This is a genomic window from Paraburkholderia sp. BR10936, assembly GCF_040965735.1.
GTDB lineage: Bacteria > Pseudomonadota > Gammaproteobacteria > Burkholderiales > Burkholderiaceae > Paraburkholderia > Paraburkholderia nodosa_A.
In genome coordinates this window covers 131862-150025 of the sequence record NZ_JBFRCM010000018.1, presented here as the reverse complement: position 1 = coordinate 150025, position 18164 = coordinate 131862, and the positions used below count along the sequence as shown (strand labels likewise).

The following is an 18164-nucleotide window of genomic DNA, read 5'->3' as shown; positions in this document are numbered from 1 at the left end:
TCGGGCTCCTGCTGCAACGCCCTTCGGTCCAGAGCCGTTCAGGTACGAAACTCGGATTTCAACGCCTGATAGAGCCGCCTATACCGTTCGAACCGGTCTCTCAGCACGCTCCGAAGTGCTGTCTCAGGCTCGTATCGTTCAAGGACAGCGGGCGCTTTGACCACTGCCGCGAGTTCTTCCCGTGTGCACGCGAGACGAGCGAGGCGACTCGCTCCAAGTGCCGCTCCGAGTTCGCCCCCTTCGTTTCGATTGAGTTCGAAGCCGAGCGCGGAAGCACAGAGTTTTCCCCAGTATGCGCTGCGAGAACCGCCGCCGATCAATGCGGCCGCGGTGAGCGTCGTTCCCGCTTCCCGCAGCGCCGCATATCCATCCGCCATCGCGAACGCGACGCCTTCCATCACGCTGTATGCGAGATGCTGGGGGCCATGCGCCGAAGTCATCCCGTAGAAGACACCCTTTGCTGCGGCATCGTTGTGCGGCGTCCGCTCCCCGTTCAAATAGGGAAGGAAAATCGGCGCGATGGCGCTTTGTCCCGAGGGGGCGATTTCGATCAGCTCGGCAACGCTGCTCTTGAGCAAGCCGGACAGCCAGTGCAGGCTTGCCGCTGCGCTGAGGATGACACTCATCTGATGCCAATGCCGCGGCACGCAATGGCAGAAAGCATGGACTGCCTGCGCCGGGTTCGGTGCATAGCTCGCGGTCGCGGCGAAGAGCACGCCCGACGTCCCCAGAGACAGAAACGCATCGCCCGGCCGGGCAACGCCGATGCCAACTGCGCTCGCGGCGTTGTCACCGGCGCCGCCACAAACCGTCACGCTGCCATCGAGGCCCCACTCGCGCCGAAGGTCTCCCCGTAACTGGGCCGCAGGCTCGCTGCCCTCAACCAGCCGGGGCATGTGCTCCCTCGACAACCCGGTCGCGTTGAGCATGCGGTCGGACCAGTCACGTTTTGCAACGTCGAGCCATAGCGTCCCCGAGGCGTCGGACATGTCGGATGTAAGCTCACCGGTCAGACGCCACGCAATGTAATCTTTCGGAAGCAGTACTTTCTGCACTGCACGAAAAACGGCTGGCTCGTACTTCGAAAGCCAGAGCAGCTTGGGCGCCGTGAAGCCCGGCATGGCCTGATTCCCGGTGATATTGCGCGAGTCGGGCACGAGCGCCTCGAGTTCGACGCACTCCGCGTAGGCGCGCGTGTCATTCCACAGAATCGCCGGACGCAGGACGTTGCCACTGCGATCGAGTAGCGTCGCGCCGTGCATCTGGCCGGAAAGGCCGATCCCACGCAGCGCCCTGAACGCGCGAGGCTGCTCACTGCGTAGCGCCGCGACGGCGTCGAGCGTAGCGTTCCACCAGTCCTGGGGGCTTTGCTCCGACCACAGGGGGTGAGGGTTATCGACGCGCAGTCGGGCCCGGCTGCTGGCGATGACGTTCGATTCGGCATCGGTGAGCACAACCTTTACCTCGGACGTGCCGAGGTCGATTCCCAGATAACTCAAAGTGTATTCCCGACGGTGAGCGGGCGGCTGCGCCGCCTTGGCGTGGTCTCAGGCCGCTGCCTTGTGAGCGTGTGAAGGGGCGTCGTTGAGCCGGTGCAACGCGCGAAATTTCGACGGCGGAATCCCTTTTTGCGCGAGAAACTGCCGGTTGAAGTTCGATACGTTATTGAATCCGACGCGGTAACAGATATCGGTCACGCCGAGATCCGAGCACATGAGCAGTTCGCAGGCTTCGTTGAGGCGCAGCCGGTTCTGATACTGCACAAACGTGCAGCCCGTATGCCGCTTGAAGAAGCGCGTAAAGGTGCTGACGCTCATGCTCGACATTTCCGCAACGTCGACTTCACGCAGATTGCCGGCGAGATTCTGCTGGATGTAGGACAGCACCTGGTTGATGGTCGACGACATATAGCGCTGCGCACTGACGTTGTATGCCGGACCGGCGAGCAGTTTCCTGCTGGTGCAGGCGATCAACTGGTCGAGGATCGACATCAGCAGCATCACGCGGCGCGCACCGTGCGCACCTGAAACCTCCTGCATCACAGGGGCAATCGCGAGGCCGAGTGCGTCCGGAAACTGGATACCTCGCGACGCCTGATCGATTAGCGCGATCGCGGGGCTGAGTTCAGCGAATGCCGCGACCATCTTTTCGACTGCATCGCGCGAGAACTGCAGCACGAGGTCGCGGGAGGGCACGCTCGCGCCGCCGCTGTCTGTCACCCAGTTATGAGGCAGATTCGGGCCCGTCAGCACGATGTTGCCAGGATGGAAGTCCCCGATGTGGTCGCCCACGAAGAACTTGCCCGATGAAGCACGAATGACATGCACTTCGTACTCCGGGTGGAAGTGCCATTTCGCAACCATATGCGGATAGTCGTGCACCCAGGCCCGAAAGGACTCGTCCTGACGGGTATGGACCAATTCGAGATCCGGATTCATTGCTCTCGTCTCCACGGGAAACCTGGCTTCGCGGCCAACACGCGCGCTCGCACGCTAATGTACTCCCACGCCGGGCGCCGCGTGCAGGCGCGGGTCGGGTAGGGGCGCCGCAGCTGCCTCTTCTGCCAGCCCAAGCGACACGTTAGCCCCCGTCGCGACGTCGAAAACATGCAGATCGTGTTCGCGCAACGCGAGTCTGACGTGATCCCCGGTGTGAGGCACGGCATTCGCCGGTACAAGCGCGGTGATACGCTCGCCTGAGCAGTCAACGGTAATGAGCGCTTCTGCGCCCAACACTTCAACCAGCTCCACCGCACCGCTGGGCATGAGTGCATCATCCGCTCTCACATCATCGGGAATCCATACGAAATTTGGGCGAACCGCCAGCTTGATCGCCTGTCCGTCCTGCAAGCGCTGAAAGCGGTTTGCGCGTAGTTCCCAGTGACCGACGGCAGACGACGCGATGACTCTTTCGCCAGTGCGTTGCACCGAGGCATCGAGAAAATTCATCGCAGGCGTGCCGATAAAGCCCGCACCAAAAATCGTGCGCGGATAGCGGTAAAGCTCGGTCGGCGTGCCTTCCTGCTCGATGCGTCCGCCGCGCATCAGAATGACGCGGTCGGCTAGCGTCATCGCCTCGAGCTGGTCGTGCGTCACGTAGACCGTGGTCGTTTTCAGGCGCTGATGCAAGCGTTTGATGTCGGTGCGCAACTGGGCGCGCAACCTGGCGTCGAGGTTCGACAAAGGCTCGTCGAACAGGAAGACCGCGGGCGTCTTGATCATCGCCCGGGCGATGGCGGCGCGCTGCTGCTGGCCGCCCGACATGGCGCGCGGCTTGCGCTCTAGCAGCGCATCGAGATTGAGCATGGCGGCCACCTCGCGCACGCGGCGGTCGATCTCGGCCTTGGGCGTTTTGAGGCGCCGCAGGCCAAATGCGATGTTCTCGTACACGCTCATGTGCGGATAGAGCGCGTAGTTCTGAAAGACCATCGCGACATTGCGCTCGCGTGCGGGTACGTCGTTCACGACAGTGCCGCCGATCGAGAGATTGCCTCCCGATATCTCCTCCAGCCCGGCGATCATGCGCAGCATCGTCGACTTGCCGCATCCCGACGGCCCCAGCAGAACGACGAACTCGCCTTCGTCGATATGCAGGTCGAGTGGATGCAGTACCGGTTGCCCGGCGTCGTACTGCTTCATGAGCCCTTCGCAGACGATAGTCGCCATGATTCAATCCATCTCGATCTGGATCTTCACGTCCTCGGGCCGGCCAGCAGCGGCTTCCTCGAACGCCTTGATGCCGTCTGAAAATGCGAATTTGCGGGTGATGAACGGGTTCACGTCGATCATTCCCGAACTGATGAGGGCCAGCGCCCGCGGAAAAATGTTCGCGTAGCGGAACACGGATTCGAGCCGGATCTCCTTTGCCTGCATCGCTACCACGTCGAGCGCGACCGGGCCTGGCGGCATGCCAACCAGCACCGCGCAGCCGCCCGGACACACGAGGTCCAGCAGCGTCTCGAAGACGTTCGCATTGCCCGAGGCTTCGAACACGACATCGGCGCCCCAGTCTTCGGTCACCCGGCGCACCACGTCCTGGAGCGATTCCACTGCGGCATTCACAGTAGTCACCGCCGGATTGCCCGCGAAATGGCGCAATTTCTCTTTCACGACGTCGGCGAGGATCACGCGCGACGCGCCGCCCGCGAGCGCCGCGAGCGCCGTCATCGCGCCGATGGTGCCTGCACCAATTACGACGGCCACGTCGCCGGGCTTCATCGCGGCCTTCGTGGCTGCTTGCAGGCCGATCGACAAGGGCTCGACAATGGCGCCTTGCGCGAACGAGACGTTGTCCGGAAGCCGGAAAGTGAACGCGGCTGGGTGCACCACGTAGGGAGTCAGGCAGCCATGCACCGGGGGAGTGGCCCAGAACCTCACGGCGGGGTCGAGGTTGTACAGTCCGCGCATGGTGGCACGTGAATCGAACTGCGGCACGCCGGGTTCCATGCAAACGCGGTCGCCAACTTTCAGGTGACCGACTTCGGCCCCCACCTCGACGATCGTGCCCGACGCCTCATGACCGAGCACCATCGGCTGTTCGACCTTGAACGGCCCAATGCGGCCGTGCGTGAAGTAGTGCACGTCACTTCCGCACACGCCAACGGTATGAATGCGAACCTTGACATCGCGTGGCCCGATCGCAAGCGGCAAATCGATGTCCCGCAGGCTCAGGCGTCTAGCTTCTTCCAGTACAAGTGCCTTCACAACATTCTCCTTATTTTCCTTTGACCATTGAGTTCAGGAGGCGAATCAGCACGCCCACGAAGATGATTGGCGGCAGTGCGAGTAGAACTGTCGACGCGTTGATCACGCCCCACGGCACCTCCTGACCGAGCGACGTAAACGCGGATGCGACGACCGGCAGGGTGGCGCTGCGCGAGGACGTCAGCGCAAGTCCCATCATCAGTTCGTTCCAGACCAGCACGAAGCTGAAGATGATGCCGCCCAGCAGTGTGTTGCCACAGGTCGGCAAGGCAATGCGCCAGAACACGGCGTAAGGTCCATAACCGTCGAGCGTGGCGGCTTCCTCGATCTCGCGCGGCATGCGCTGGAACACGGGTATCGACAGCCATGTGATGGTGGACAAGGTCGTTAGCAGATAGGTGACGATCATCGAGAACCGCGTGTCATACAGCCCGAGGTCCACCCAGATCGCGATGAGCGGAATCGCTACCGCGACCGGCGGCAGGAAACGCAGCGACAGCAGGAAGAACTGGATGTCGCGTTTTGCCGGAACGTGAAAACGCGCGATCACATAGGCTGCTGGCACGCCAAGCACCGTGCCCAGGATGACCGCGGTGCCCACGATGACCGAACTGTTCTCCAGTGCGATCAGCACCTCCGGGCTCGAAATCACCTGCCGGTAATTGTCCAGAGTGGGCGTGAAGATGAAACGCGGCGTGGGTGTGACGATATCGAGCAGGTTCTTCAGTGAATTGAGCACTGCCCAGAGTACGGGGAACACCGCCGCGACGGCGAGCGCTACACCGAGCAGCAGAATCGTACTGCGGGAGATCAGTCTTCCCATTTGTTCACCCGCTTCCAGATAAGCGTGAAAATCAAGGTCGTGGCGACCATCATCAGGACCGCCATGCTCGACGCGTATGACACCTTTCCTGCGAGGCCGATTCCCTGGGAGTACGCGTACATGTCCAGCGTTTCGGTGGATACGCCCGGGCCGCCTTTGGTCATCACGTAGATCAGGTCGAACGAGCGCAGCGATTCCACCATCTTGATGAACACGAGACTCATGATCGGCGCCTTCAGCATTGGCAGCGCGATGTATGCATAAACCTGCCATGTGCTCGCATAGTCGAGCCGTGCGGCTTCGAGCGGCTCGGGCGGCAGCGTCTCGAGCAGCTTCAGCACCACCACGGAAAAGAACAGTCCCCATTGCCAGATATCGACCAGCGCGACCGCATAGAGCGCAAGCGCCGGGTCCGAGAGAAAGGCCGTGTTCGTGATGCCAAAGAGGCCGATCAACCAGCTGAGAATGCCATTGAGCGGCGAGTACATGAACTTCCAGATAAACGCCGCAGAAACACGTGGCAACAGCACAGGGATGATCAACAGCACACTGATGGCATTGCGCAACCGGCCGTGCACATGCTCGAACAGATAAATGGCAACGACGATTCCGAACGCGACCGCGCCTAGCACCGTCACGACCTCCCAGATGGCCGAGACCTCGATGGAGTTGATGAAGCGCCGATCGGCAGCAAGGCGCACGAAATTGCGCATCCAGACGAACTCGCTGTCCGGGTAGCGCAACACGCGATTGCGGAGCGCGAGGTTGATCGCCGCGATGGTAGGCACGAATCCCAGGACCGCCATCGCAACGAGAGGCGGCACCAGAAATACGAACGGAAGGCTAGTCTTACCGCGATTGAACATTCAGCTCTCCAGCTTCGAATACGCGGGAGCGCATGCCGCCGCTCCGTTGCACAGAAGGGATTCGCGCGCCTCGCGCGCGTCCCCGCGGTGCCCCTCACTTGCGCGCATGCTCCATGGCATCTTCCGCGTACTGGGTCGAATCGTTGAGCGCGCCCTGAATGTCCTTTTGGGTGCCCGTAAAGATTTCCTCGAGCGCCACGCCAAGGTTGTCACCGATATCCGGCCATTGGGGGCTCGGCCAGAACGTAACCTTCGACACCGGCGTCGTATCCTTCAACCCGGCGAGAATCTGCGGTTTGACATGCTTCTGGAAATAGTCGCTTTCGACTGTGCTCGTGCGGTTGTAGTCGCTGAACACGTTGTCGCGCAGGCGCGCCTGTTCCTGCTCCTTGCTCGTTGCCCACGCAATGAACTTGCCGGCTGCCTGGCGGGCGCATTCGTCCTTTGCGCCGACTGCAGAAATGGCCAGACCATGCCCGTAAGCGGCGGACGGCAGCGGTGAGGGCGGTCTCGCGTAGCCGACCTTGTCGGCGACACTCGACTTGGTGGGGTCTTCCATCCAGTCGGCGAACGGCGTCGACTCGATCATGAACGCCACCTTGCCAGAGCGGAATGCTTCGAGTGCGTTGCTCCAGTCATAGGTGGCGGAGCCCGGCGGCGCATACTTGAAGAGGTCCGTGTAAAGCTGCGTGGCCTTGACGGCAGAGGGTGAATTGAATGCGGGTTGCTGCTGCTTGTCGGTCCATGTGCCGCCTTCGGCGAGCATGAACGGCGCCCAGCGCCAGACGTTCATGCCGGAGCCGCGCTGGCCTCGCGCAACCCAGCCGTACAGGTTCGGCGGCGCGTTGAGTTTCTTGATGTCGGCAACCAGCTCGTCGAGCGTGCGCGGCACCGGCATATGCGCTTTTTCGAGAATATCCCGGCGATAAAACAGGAAGTCGGAACCGCCGATGAGCGGCGCGAAATACGCGACGCCCTTATAGCTCGCGACAGCGCGACGTCCGGGCAGGAAGTCGTTGTAGTCGGCTTCCTTGGGGTAGTACTTCAGCAGGGGCACGATCCAGCCCGCCGTCGCGAACTCGGAGACATTCGCCTCATCCACGTAGTAGACCTGGTATGAGCCGGCGCCGGTCGACGCGTCGAGCCGCGATTTTGCACGGCGGTCGTTCTCTCCAAAATAGCTGATCTCGATCTTCGTTCCGGTCTTTTTCTCGTAGTCCGGCAAGGATTTTTCCATCACGGTAAGGCCGAGACTTTTCTGCGCGAGCACCTTGATGACAGGAACATTGCACGACTGCGCGACCGACACGACAGGCAGGGTCGCGCCCAGCAACGCACACAGTGCGGAATAGTGGAACCTTTTCACTGCCGTCTCCTGGAAGGTTTTAGTTCGAGTGGTTTGTTATCGGCCGGTGGAGGTTGCGTGCCGGTAGATAGCGAGCGTAAGTTAGCACCGGCCTGGCGCGCCAGCCACGCCAAAACTGGGCAGCGGTTCTGTACTTTTTGCTCAGTTTTTGTGTGCAGCGCAAAAGTTTGTGTCGGACCGAGAGCGTGGTTATGCGCTCTGGCAGGGCGCGATTTCGGTTCGATGGGTGGTTCGGGGATCGTCGCGCGCACAGCCTTTCGCTTTGTCACGCGACAGATCACTCCGATTCTAATCATAAGTATCCCTATGTAATTATTATAGTCGCGAGGACAAGATCCGCTGGAGATCAGGTTGGCAAGACAATTCGCGAAGGCACAGATAGGTATTTACACCAATGCCAAAACGTGTATCGGAGAAGGCGAATTTTTCATTGGAAGGTTATCGGGCTTCTCCATAGACTGTGCCGAACCCGTTGATCGAGCGCTGTCTCGAGGCAAGGGGCCGAGTCGACGACGTTCTTGCCTTACCCGGCTTTGCCCGGAAATTCAAATCTAACGAGACAGGGGAGCGGAATACTTGCGTTTTGGCTAAAGCATCCATTCGATCGGTGATTCGAACAGCATCAGGCTGTGGCGAAAAATAGTAATTAGAAACTCGTACATCGGAGACAGAATAATGAAGCTGGTCAGAAAGATCGCACTACGTACGATGGTGGGGGCGGCGTTCGCGATTGCTGCCGGGACAAGCGCATTCGCACAGGGCAAGCCGATTACGCTTGGGTTCTCCCAGGTTGGCGCCGAAAGTGCATGGCGCACGGCAAACACCGTGTCGGTGAAAGCGGCAGCCAAGGATGCCGGCGTCAACCTGAAGTTCTCGGACGCCCAGCAGAAGCAGGAAAACCAGATCAGGGCGATCCGCTCGTTCATCGCGCAGAAGGTCGACGTTATCGCGTTTTCGCCTGTCGTCGAATCCGGCTGGGAGCCGGTGCTCGAAGAGGCGAAGCGTGCAAAGATTCCGGTCGTCCTGACCGATCGCGCGATCGACGTAAAGGATCCCTCGCTGTACGTGACGATGATCGGCTCCGACTTCATGGAAGAGGGGCGGCGCGCAGGCCACTGGCTCGAGGAGCGTTACAAGAACGAGCCAGGTCCCATCAACATCGCAGAACTGCAAGGGACGGTCGGTTCCGCGCCAGCCAACGATCGTCATGCGGGCCTGATGGAAGTGATCAAGAGCGATCGGAAGTTCAAGGTGATCGCGTCGCAAAGCGGTGACTTCACGCTTGCGGGCGGCAAGCAGGTGATGGAAGCGTTTGCGAAGACGTACGGCAAAAAGATCAACGTGGTCTATGCCCATAACGACGATATGGCGCTCGGAGCAATCCAGGCCATGGAAGAAGCAGGCATCAAACCGGGCAAGGATGTCACGGTCGTTTCCTTCGACGCGACGAAGGGTGGCTTCCAGGCCATGGTGGACGGGAAGATCAACGTGGACGTCGAATGCAGCCCGTTGCTCGGTCCTCAGTTGATGGCCGCGGTGAAGGACATCGTGGCCGGCAAGCAGATTCCGCGGCGCATCGTGACCGACGAAGGCATCTTCCCGATGAATGTCGCAGCGCAAGTCATGCCGAGCCGAAAGTACTGATCTGCACGTCATATCTAGCCGCTGACGGGCGCGCTCGGGAGCGTCACTCCTGAGCGCGCCGGCTCGTCCCCGACACCACTGCCGAGGCCGTCCGCGGATCTCGCGAACATCATGAAGCCTTTACCCATACTCGAAATGACCGGCATCGACAAGACGTTCCCGGGCGTCAAGGCGTTGCAGCAGGTCGATTTTCGGCTGTTTCCCGGTGAGATTCACACGTTGATGGGCCAGAACGGCGCGGGCAAATCAACGCTCATCAACGTACTCACGGGCGTATTCGCACACGATCGCGGCGAAATCTGCCTCGCTGGGAAGCCGGTTCGCTTCACCGCGCCGCTGGACGCCGAAGCCGCCGGCATCCAGACGCTCTATCAGGAAGTGAACCTTTGCCCGAACCTTTCCGTGGCGGAGAACATCTTCGCCGGCCGGCACCCCAAGAAGCGCGGAGCAATCGACTGGAAAGCGATCAACCTGCAGGCGCGGGACGCGCTGGCCGCTCTGGATCTTTACATTGACGTCACGCGCTCACTGGATTCCTACCCGATCGCGGTCCAGCAGATGGTGGCAATCGCGCGCGCCGTCTCCGTCGACGCGAGCGTGCTCATTCTCGACGAGCCGACGTCAAGTCTCGATGACGGCGAAGTCGCGCGGCTTTTCGCTGTGCTGCGCCGCTTGAAGGAATCGGGAATGGCGATTCTGTTCGTGACGCACTTTCTTGAGCAGACCTATGCCGTGTCGGATCGCATCACCGTCATGCGTAATGGCGCACGAGAAGGCGAGTACCTGGCAAAGGACTTGCCCGTCGACGTGCTGGTCGCAAAGATGACTGGCCGCGAAGGCATGAATGAGGCAATGAAGGCTGGCGCATCGGACGGACCACACCCGGATGCAGCGGCAACCCCCTTTCTTTCCATGCAGGGTGTGGGTCGGCGTGGATTGATGAGTCCCGTCGATCTCGACGTGTGTCCAGGCCAGATCGTCGGCCTTGCTGGACTGCTCGGTTCTGGCCGCACCGAAACAGCGCGGCTGGTGTTCGGCGCGGAACGCCCGGACACTGGGACGATGCTGATCGACGGACATCGCGCGAAGCTCACTTCGCCGCGTGACGCTGTGCGACATGGCATTGCCTATTGCCCCGAGGATCGAAAAAAAGAAGGAATCGTAGCGGCATTGTCGATCCGGGAAAACATTGTTCTGGCGTTGCAGGCACGACGTGGATGGTGGCGCATGCTGAGTTACGCCCGCCAAAGAAAAATGGCCGATGAATACATCGCGCAACTCGGGATCAAGGCACGCGACGCAGAGCAGCCCATCGGCCTGCTCTCGGGGGGAAACCAGCAAAAGGTGCTGCTCGCCCGCTGGCTCGCGACCGAGCCGAAACTGTTGATTATGGATGAGCCAACGCGCGGTATCGACGTCGCCGCGAAGTTCGAGATCATGGACCGTGTGCGTTCGCTTTGCGCGAAAGGCCTCGCAATTCTCTTTATCTCTTCTGAAATGAGCGAGGTGGTTCGCGTCAGTCACAGGATTGCTGTCCTGCGCGACCGTCGCAAGGTCGCCGAGATCGCGGGCGATCGCCTCTCGGAGGATCAGGTGTATCAACTCATCGCAGGAGGCGAGTCATGAAACCGGTTCGCGCGCTGGTGCGGCATCAATTGGTCTGGCCCGCCATCACACTCGTCTTGCTGATTCTTCTGGACGTGGCGCATCGCGCAAGCTTTCTCTCTGTGACAGTCCTCGACGGTCATCTTTTCGGTGCGCCGATCGACATCCTCAATCGTGCTGCGCCGCTCGTGATGGTCTCCCTCGGCATGACGCTCGTCATCGCGACGCGAGGCATCGACATCTCGGTCGGTGCAACGGTAGCCATTGCGGGCGCGGCCGCCGCGATCATCCTCGAGGCGGATCCGTCGCGCGTTGGCATGGCGCTTGGGGCGGCGATTGCCGTCGGACTGTTGGCCGGGATGTGGAACGGCCTGCTTGTCGCGCTCGTCGGGATGCAACCGATCATCGCCACACTCATATTGATGGTCGCAGGGCGGGGCGTTGCACAGTTGCTGACCGGCGGCCAGATTATTCCCATCGGTGCACCTGGCTACCTCAGGCTGGGAGATGGATATCTGGCGATGGTTCCCTGCTCGGTCTGGATCGCGGTCGTCGTGACGCTCGCGCTCGCGCTTCTGGTGAACCGCACCGCGCTCGGACTCTTCGTCCGCTCCATTGGCGTCAATCCTGTCGCAACGCGGCTGGTCGGGCTGCGTTCCGGCGCGATCGTCTTCGGCGTGTATGTCATCTGTGGGTTGATGGCGGCGCTCGCCGGGATCATCGCCAGCTCGAACGTACGGAGTGCCGATGGAAACAATGCGGGTCTGTTGCTCGAACTCGACGCGATTCTGGCCGTGACGCTCGGCGGGACGTCGTTGCTTGGCGGCCGCTTCAGTCTTGGCGGCACGGTGCTCGGCGCATTGATCATCCAGACGTTGACCTACACGACCTATTCGATCGGTGTGCCGCCGGAAGCAACGCTCGTTGTCAAGGCGATTGTCGTGGTCGCCGTGAGTGTCATTCAGTCGGAGGTTGCGCGTGCGCTGGTTGTCAGGCAGGTGAAACATCTTCTTTCCCCGGCGCGCGAACGCGCATCCACCGGAACGAGTCCATCATGAGAAAGCTGACTGGCCGTCTGGCCGATCCGAGAACCCTGCCCATCGTCGCAACGATCGTGCTGTTCGCCGCGCTGTTCGGTTTTGGTTCTGTCATGTACACCGGCTTCTTTTCGATGCAGGTTTTGACGGGCCTGTTCGTTGACAACGCGTTTCTGCTCGTCGTGGCGATTGGCATGACGTTCGTGATCCTGTCGGGAGGCATCGACCTGTCGGTCGGCGCTGTGGTTGCCCTGACCACGATACTGTGCGCTGTGGGCGCGCAGTGGCTGCATTGGCCCATCTGGGTCGTCGTGCCGATCGTGCTGGTTTTCGGCGCGCTCTACGGTGCGGCGATGGGAGCGCTGATTCACTTCTTCCGCCTGCAGCCGTTCATCATCACGCTCGCGGGCATGTTCCTGGCTCGCGGCGCATGCTTCCTGATCACGACGGAATCGATCACGATCGACGAGCCGACGTTCCATGCTGTCGCGTCTCTGAATATTCCGGTCGGCGGCGGCTCCCTCAATGCCGGATCGCTGGTTGGCATTGCGACGCTCGTGATCGCCATTTTCATCGCGCACTTTACGCGCTTCGGGCGCAACGTTTATGCAATTGGCGGCAATGAGCGCTCTGCGCTCCTTATGGGCTTGCCAGTCGCAAGAACGAAGATCGCTGTCTATGCGTTGAGCGGCTTCTGCTCGGCGCTGGGCGGGGTGATCTTTACGTTGTATGTGCTCTCCGGGTACGGACTGCAGGCACAGGGGATGGAACTCGATGCGATCGCTGCAACGGTGATCGGCGGAACGTTGTTGACCGGCGGGGTCGGCTACGTAATTGGCTCGCTATTCGGCGTCGGCATCCTCGGCACCATCCAGACGCTGATCACCTTCGACGGCACGTTGAGTTCGTGGTGGACGCGCATCGTCATCGGCGCATTGCTCTGCGTGTTCTGTCTGCTGCAGCGGATCATCGAGCGGCACGCGGGCCGACGCCGCAAGGGCGGCGGGGATTTCGTGCCGACCTCGGCCGGGCCATCGCACGGTGGGCAGCGGGGGCGGGATAAGCGTGGTCGCGGTGATCTCGTCACGACGACCTGAACGTCTCAGGTTGATATCCAGTCTGGCCGAACGAGAGGGGAGAACATGCTCGAGTTGCGGGAAACGGATTTACGAGAGCCAGGCTTCGGGAAGGCGGCGCAACCTGGAGAGCCAGAGCAGGGCACAGGCGGGAAGGCGTATCGGCAGACGACGCTTTCGAATGCCTATCTGAGGCTCGACGTAGAGGCGGGGCGCCACGGCGGGATTGCGCAACTAGAGTGGAACGACCGGGGCGTGTGGACGCCCGTCTTTCGACAGGCGCAGCGGCGAGGGCATAGAACTGCTCCCCGTCGACTATCGTGTCAACCGTCGATCTGGGTTCAGAACGTGGCGCAGGACATCCGGGCTGCGGCGACGTCGTCAGGATCACAGCCAATCGGCGCAAGTCGGCGGGTTCCGCTGGCCGATGTTGCACTTATGGGCGACTGGAAAATCGACTCGACCGGAGAAAAATGTCTCCGCTTGATAGCCGAAGTCGCAGAGCGCTATAGGGCAGTCCAGACATATGAGCTTGACGGGCCGACACTGGAAATCGCCGTCGAACTCGAGAATACGGGACACACGCCGCTACCGTGCGAAATCGAGGTCAGTCCGGCCCTGGTGCGCGACGCGGATACCCGCATAAGCGCGCCGGCGGGCTGGATCTGGATTGCACGAGAGAACGGAAAGACTCCCAGGCTCGTTCCGGCTCCGTTCGCGTGGCAATTCGGGGTGACATACCCTTTACCGGCGAAGGCGGTAGACCACGCGTTCACTGGCTGGGGAGGGAGGGCGCTGGTCGAATGGCCGGCGCGACAGTTTTCTCTCGCGATCGTGGGAAACACGGACTGCTATCGCCTTTGTGCATATCCGGAAGACGATTCGTTTTCGTTCCAGGTGATGAATGATCAATCGGAACACCGCTACATCCGCGACGGCGATGGCTTGCACGGGCTTTCGGTTCTTGCTGCGGGACAAACGCTCAGCCGTCGGGTCAGCTTCACAGTCGAACGTCTGGCGTCTCTGACGAGGACCGCGCGCTACTCGGCGGAGTAGTGGTTTATTGCAGTTGGAATCTTTTCATACTAATAAAAAGGTCGTCACGGCCCGTGTGGAGAGGTCGATTTGACACATCATGAATCGGGGGGAAACATGCTCAAGGGGCTCAGTATCAAAAGCGGGCTGACCTGCGTAATTTCGGTGTTTGTCGTCATCCTTGCTGTGACGAGCTCTGCGGGCATTCTGGCGCTGAAGCTGAACAACGACGAGCTGCGAGCGATGTATGAAGTGGATACCAGTTCGCTGGTCGCGCTGAAGACCAGTGACGCCTTGCTTCAGCGCGCACGCGTTTCACTCGACAGCTACCTTTCGTTGTATGGTCTGGGTGACCCGGAGCCGGACTTGCTCTCGGGCGCGCGACAGGATCTAAAGGATTCCGAACTAGAATTCTCGAAATATCTTTCACTGCAATCGGGCGCAGACTCCGATGCGGCGAAGCAGCTGGCAGAGCGCCGCCGGTCGGTCCTCGACAAGGCAATCCTGCCCGCGGCTGACGCGCTCGGCCAAATGGATTTCGGCCACTTCAAGGAACTCCAGGGGAAGGCGACACAGGATGCGGTGGCGTCTTATCAGAGCGCGATGAAGGAACGCGAGAACGCGGTCGTCGACCTGCAACGAGAGCGTTTTGCGCAGGCGCAGTCGCGCTTTCATTTGATGGTCGCCATGCTTGCGGCAACGGCGGTGGTCGCACTTGCCGTGGGAATAGGCGCTCGGCGGATCCTCGTTGGAATCGTGGTGAGCCCTATCGCTGAAATCAAGACACATCTCGCGCGCATTGCCTCAGGCAATCTTCAGGGTGATGTGCTCGCTGAATATCGGAACGAGATGGGAATGCTCATGGCGGACGTCAGGACGATGCAGGACGCGCTGGTGCGAACTGTCCGGAGCGTTCGCGGCGGCACGGAAACCATCAACGTCGGCGCACAGGAGATTGCCTCCGGCAGCGCGGATCTTTCGCGGCGAACCGAGCAACAGGCAGCGTCGCTCGAGCTTGCAGCCGCGAACATGGCGCAGCTGACGCGGGCCGTCAAGAAGAACGCGGAGACTGCCGATACCGTGAGTCGACAGGCCTTGGCGGCTTCACAAACGGCATCTGCGGGCGGCGAGGTGGTTCACGAAGTCGTCCGGACGATGCAAGGCATATCGGTGCATTCCAGCAAGGTCGCCGAAATCGTGGGCCTGATAGAGAGCATCGCCTTCCAGACCAACATTCTGGCGCTGAATGCCGCCGTCGAGGCGGCACGGGCTGGAGAACTCGGGCGCGGTTTTGCGGTCGTTGCGAGTGAGGTCCGAAGTCTCGCTCAACGAAGTGCGCAGGCGGCAAAAGAGATCAAGCAGTTGATCGATGCGACGGTCGGGAAGATCGACCAAGGTTCGCTGCTCGCGCAAAGGGCAGGCACGATCATGACCGAGGTCGTGTCGTCAGTCTCAGCGGTAAGCGGGTTGATGGCTGAGTTGCACCGGGCTACGCAGGAACAGAGTCACGACATCGAGCAGGTGAGTGGCGCGGTCGTGCAAATGGACACAACGACTCAGCAAAATGCGGCACTCGTCGAGCAGGCTGCAGCCGCAGCCCAGTCGCTCAAGGAGCAGGCCGCGCTGCTCGACAATGTCGTTTCGGAATTCAAGATCGCATCGGGTACGTCGTGACTCTGCCGCGAGCACAAGCAACCTTATAGCACTGCTGTCGCTTCGATCTCGATCTTGAAGCCGAAGTGGAGCGGTCCCGTCGGCACGATTGTGCGTGCCGGCCGCGCCTCGCTCGCCCAATCCGCGTAGATCTGATTGAAACTCGGCCAATGCTCGATATCGTCGAGATAGACGCGAACCTGGACCAGTTGCGCGATGCTGCTGCCTGCGCCTTCTAGCGCAACCTTGAGATTCGCCAGCACCTGCTCGGCCTGCGCCTCGAACGACGCGTCGGTCAGCTTTTGGCCCTGCGCGTCGATCGGCAACTGACCCGACACGAAGACCAGTCCGTTTGCAATCGCCACGTGACTGTAGTGGCCCCCCGGGGGACGCAGGTTCACCGGGTTTTCCGTGCGCGGCAATCGCGTGCCCGATTCGTTACCAGCCATGAAAGCGGCTCCATACGGTTGTTTCGCCATCTGCGGATAGCGCGTGATACTCCGGGAACTGCGTGCCTGTTGCGCAGGCATGATTGGGCAGGATACGCAGCCTCGTTCCAATCGGAAAGCGGGTCGCCAGGTTCGTTGTTTGCTGTGTTTCATGAGCCGGCGACAAAATCCCGTGCTCCTGGTTTGCACCGCTTAAGACCCAGTCTGTCAAAGGCGTGCCATCGAGACGACAGGGCAGACCATATCCGAAATCTTCCGTCTGCCGCGACGTCCCGCGGTCGCGGCTCATCGCCATCCAGCCTGCGTCCACGATCACCCAGTCTTTTTCCGGCTGATGGCCGATGACCGTCGTGAGCACGCTCAAAGCGATGTCATCGGTCGAGCATACGCCGATGTTGCGCATCACGAGATCAAAAAAGACGTAAACACCCGCGCGCACCTCGGATACGCCATCCAGTTTCTCGGCGGACAACGCGGTGGGTGTCGAACCGACGCTCACCGCATCACAAGGGAAGCCCGCGTCACGCAGCCGTTGCGCTGCGCGAACACAGCCTGCGCGTTCCTGTTCGGCGAGCGCAGACAGCGCATCGGGCGTGTGAAGCTCGTAGCTGGAGCCCGCGTGTGTCATCACGCCGCCGAGCTTGACGCCGCTGTCATGCAGGATACGCCCGACCTCCAGCAACGCATCCTGCTCCGGCGCGATCCCTGAGCGATGCCCATCCGTATCCACCTCGATCCAGACTTCGAAGGCTTCCTTCTGCCCGGCGCAATACCTCGCGACTTCTACCGCTGCGCGCGTGTTGTCCACCACCAGCTTCAGATCGCAGCCCCGTTGTCGGAGCGCCATCGCTCTTGGCAGCTTCGACGGCACGATACTGACCGCGTAGAGAATATCGGTCACGCCAGCCGCAAAGAACGCTTCCGCTTCCTTCAGCGTCGAAACCGTGATGCCGTTCGCGCCGGCCGCCAGTTGCGCGTGCACCACCTCCCTACATTTGGTCGTTTTCACGTGCGGGCGAAACTTCACGCCGAGCGCGTTCAGGCGCGACTGCATGCGCGCAATATTCCTGTTCATCCGCGGGATATCGACCAGGGCTGCAGGGGTATCGAGTTGATCAAGTTTCATGATTTCAGTTGGGCAGTTTGTTGTGCGCCGAAATGTCGAACCGGCTGCACCAGGGCACAAGTGATTCCAGTGTCGGCGCCTCGATTTCGGGAGGCGGCGCACCTTCTACCAAGGGCAGGGCAGCCCCGTTGTGCCAATAAGTCCGCAAGCCGACCGAGGCGGTGCCGAACATGTCGTAGCTCGAGCCGGCGACGAAGACGGCCTCCGAAGGCGTCACGCCGAGCACGTCGAGCGCCAGGCGATAGGGCGTCGGGTCGGGTTTGTATGCGCCGGCTTCTTCGGCGGTGATTACGGCATCCCATTTGACGGGAAAGATTCCTGCCGCCTGGCGGCCAAGTCGTATCGAGCAGTTGGTTACGATGGCGATCTTGCAATGCGGTTGAAGCTGTTGCACTGCCTCGACGGCACCGCTCCACGGTGTCAGTTGAAGCCAGTCTGCCTCAAGCGCGAGTGCGGAGGATTCGGGCAAGCCCACGTGCACCGCGGACTGCTTTACCAACTGTTCGTAGGCGACGTAGCGCCCGCAACCGTAGGTTAGACGTAGGTACTCGGCGCGCCACGCACGCCCCGCCTGCTCCGAGCCTGCGGAGCGGTTCCAGAGCGTCCACGAGTCGAGCAGCGCGGTGAGAAGATCGAAGAGGACCGCCTTCGGATAGCCGGTCGTTGAAGATGGACTGCTCATGAGCGCGGCCTCCATGCGGTTCGTTCATGGCATCAAGTATAGAGTTCGATCAGGCGCCGGGAATTCAGTCCCACGAAATCAATCATTCAGAAAGATTGA

General features: G+C 61.0%; 16 protein-coding genes. 6 read left to right on the top strand and 10 right to left on the bottom strand.

Going from position 1 to position 18164, the window contains the following annotated elements; translation table 11 throughout:
* Positions 1-38 precede the first annotated feature (38 nt).
* The 7 genes from xylB to AB4Y36_RS31310 form a co-directional block, all read right to left on the bottom strand.
* On the bottom strand, positions 39-1499 hold the full coding sequence (gene xylB, locus AB4Y36_RS31340) for a xylulokinase (RefSeq protein WP_368685056.1): 1461 nt from the start codon (positions 1497-1499) through the stop codon (positions 39-41).
* Positions 1500-1547: 48 nt separating this feature from the next.
* Positions 1548-2438, bottom strand: a complete 891-nt coding sequence (locus tag AB4Y36_RS31335; protein ID WP_368685055.1) for an AraC family transcriptional regulator — start codon at positions 2436-2438, stop codon at positions 1548-1550.
* A 54-nt stretch (positions 2439-2492) separates the two neighbouring features.
* The gene (locus tag AB4Y36_RS31330) at positions 2493-3665 is read right to left on the bottom strand and encodes an ABC transporter ATP-binding protein (protein ID WP_368685054.1); all 1173 of its coding nucleotides are present in this window, start codon (positions 3663-3665) and stop codon (positions 2493-2495) included.
* 3 nt (positions 3666-3668) lie between these two features.
* Positions 3669-4703: an NAD(P)-dependent alcohol dehydrogenase gene (locus tag AB4Y36_RS31325; protein ID WP_342949986.1), complete on the bottom strand. Its 1035-nt coding sequence runs from the start codon at positions 4701-4703 to the stop codon at positions 3669-3671.
* A gap of 10 nt (positions 4704-4713) precedes the next feature.
* Positions 4714-5526 carry a carbohydrate ABC transporter permease gene (locus AB4Y36_RS31320; protein WP_069267282.1) on the bottom strand — a complete coding sequence of 271 codons (813 nt, stop codon included), beginning with the start codon at positions 5524-5526 and terminating at the stop codon, positions 4714-4716.
* Complete coding sequence (locus AB4Y36_RS31315) at positions 5514-6392, bottom strand: carbohydrate ABC transporter permease (RefSeq protein ID WP_368685053.1); 879 nt, start codon at positions 6390-6392, stop codon at positions 5514-5516. The genes AB4Y36_RS31320 and AB4Y36_RS31315 overlap by 13 nt, the downstream gene beginning before the upstream one ends.
* Positions 6393-6486: 94 nt before the next feature.
* Positions 6487-7758 (bottom strand): sugar ABC transporter substrate-binding protein, encoded by a 1272-nt coding sequence (locus AB4Y36_RS31310; RefSeq protein ID WP_368685052.1) that lies wholly within the window; start codon positions 7756-7758, stop codon positions 6487-6489.
* A gap of 675 nt (positions 7759-8433) precedes the next feature.
* Between AB4Y36_RS31310 and AB4Y36_RS31305 the strand changes: the two genes are divergently transcribed.
* From AB4Y36_RS31305 to AB4Y36_RS31280, 6 genes are all read left to right on the top strand, one after another.
* Positions 8434-9402 carry an ABC transporter substrate-binding protein gene (locus tag AB4Y36_RS31305; protein WP_368685051.1) on the top strand — a complete coding sequence of 323 codons (969 nt, stop codon included), beginning with the start codon at positions 8434-8436 and terminating at the stop codon, positions 9400-9402.
* 111 nt (positions 9403-9513) lie between these two features.
* A complete protein-coding gene (locus AB4Y36_RS31300; RefSeq protein ID WP_368606100.1) occupies positions 9514-11028 on the top strand; it encodes a sugar ABC transporter ATP-binding protein in 1515 nt (504 codons plus the stop codon).
* Complete coding sequence (locus tag AB4Y36_RS31295) at positions 11025-12065, top strand: ABC transporter permease (RefSeq protein WP_368606101.1); 1041 nt, start codon at positions 11025-11027, stop codon at positions 12063-12065. Before AB4Y36_RS31300 ends, AB4Y36_RS31295 begins: the two co-directional genes overlap by 4 nt.
* Positions 12062-13141, top strand: a complete 1080-nt coding sequence (gene yjfF / locus AB4Y36_RS31290; RefSeq protein WP_368685050.1) for a galactofuranose ABC transporter, permease protein YjfF — start codon at positions 12062-12064, stop codon at positions 13139-13141. The genes AB4Y36_RS31295 and yjfF overlap by 4 nt, the downstream gene beginning before the upstream one ends.
* A 417-nt stretch (positions 13142-13558) precedes the next feature.
* Positions 13559-14176 carry a hypothetical protein gene (locus tag AB4Y36_RS31285; RefSeq protein WP_368619745.1) on the top strand — a complete coding sequence of 206 codons (618 nt, stop codon included), beginning with the start codon at positions 13559-13561 and terminating at the stop codon, positions 14174-14176.
* A 96-nt stretch (positions 14177-14272) separates the two neighbouring features.
* Positions 14273-15829: a methyl-accepting chemotaxis protein gene (locus AB4Y36_RS31280; RefSeq protein WP_368685049.1), complete on the top strand. Its 1557-nt coding sequence runs from the start codon at positions 14273-14275 to the stop codon at positions 15827-15829.
* A gap of 23 nt (positions 15830-15852) precedes the next feature.
* Here the strand turns inward: AB4Y36_RS31280 and AB4Y36_RS31275 are convergent, their stop codons facing one another.
* From AB4Y36_RS31275 to AB4Y36_RS31265, 3 genes are read right to left on the bottom strand one after another with little or no spacing between them, the layout of a single operon-like run.
* Positions 15853-16257, bottom strand: a complete 405-nt coding sequence (locus AB4Y36_RS31275; RefSeq protein ID WP_069267273.1) for a RidA family protein — start codon at positions 16255-16257, stop codon at positions 15853-15855.
* Positions 16247-17383, bottom strand: coding sequence for a DSD1 family PLP-dependent enzyme (locus AB4Y36_RS31270; protein ID WP_368685048.1), 1137 nt, complete (start codon positions 17381-17383; stop codon positions 16247-16249). The genes AB4Y36_RS31275 and AB4Y36_RS31270 overlap by 11 nt, the downstream gene beginning before the upstream one ends.
* Before the next feature lie 4 nt (positions 17384-17387).
* Positions 17388-18065, bottom strand: coding sequence for an HAD-IA family hydrolase (locus AB4Y36_RS31265; protein ID WP_368685047.1), 678 nt, complete (start codon positions 18063-18065; stop codon positions 17388-17390).
* Positions 18066-18164 lie beyond the last annotated feature (99 nt).

Bases quoted from the DNA above. Each gene is read 5' to 3' on its own strand.
- AB4Y36_RS31335 (WP_368685055.1), bottom strand. From the start codon at position 2,438: ATGAATCCGGATCTCGAATTGGTCCATACCCGTCAGGACGAGTCCTTT.
- AB4Y36_RS31330 (WP_368685054.1), bottom strand. From the start codon at position 3,665: ATGGCGACTATCGTCTGCGAAGGGCTCATGAAGCAGTACGACGCCGGG.
- AB4Y36_RS31320 (WP_069267282.1), bottom strand. From the start codon at position 5,526: ATGGGAAGACTGATCTCCCGCAGTACGATTCTGCTGCTCGGTGTAGCG.
- AB4Y36_RS31315 (WP_368685053.1), bottom strand. From the start codon at position 6,392: ATGTTCAATCGCGGTAAGACTAGCCTTCCGTTCGTATTTCTGGTGCCG.
- AB4Y36_RS31305 (WP_368685051.1), top strand. From the start codon at position 8,434: ATGAAGCTGGTCAGAAAGATCGCACTACGTACGATGGTGGGGGCGGCG.
- AB4Y36_RS31300 (WP_368606100.1), top strand. From the start codon at position 9,514: ATGAAGCCTTTACCCATACTCGAAATGACCGGCATCGACAAGACGTTC.
- AB4Y36_RS31295 (WP_368606101.1), top strand. From the start codon at position 11,025: ATGAAACCGGTTCGCGCGCTGGTGCGGCATCAATTGGTCTGGCCCGCC.
- yjfF (WP_368685050.1), top strand. From the start codon at position 12,062: ATGAGAAAGCTGACTGGCCGTCTGGCCGATCCGAGAACCCTGCCCATC.
- AB4Y36_RS31285 (WP_368619745.1), top strand. From the start codon at position 13,559: ATGGGCGACTGGAAAATCGACTCGACCGGAGAAAAATGTCTCCGCTTG.
- AB4Y36_RS31280 (WP_368685049.1), top strand. From the start codon at position 14,273: ATGCTCAAGGGGCTCAGTATCAAAAGCGGGCTGACCTGCGTAATTTCG.
- AB4Y36_RS31275 (WP_069267273.1), bottom strand. From the start codon at position 16,257: ATGGCTGGTAACGAATCGGGCACGCGATTGCCGCGCACGGAAAACCCG.
- AB4Y36_RS31270 (WP_368685048.1), bottom strand. From the start codon at position 17,383: ATGAAACTTGATCAACTCGATACCCCTGCAGCCCTGGTCGATATCCCG.
- AB4Y36_RS31265 (WP_368685047.1), bottom strand. From the start codon at position 18,065: ATGAGCAGTCCATCTTCAACGACCGGCTATCCGAAGGCGGTCCTCTTC.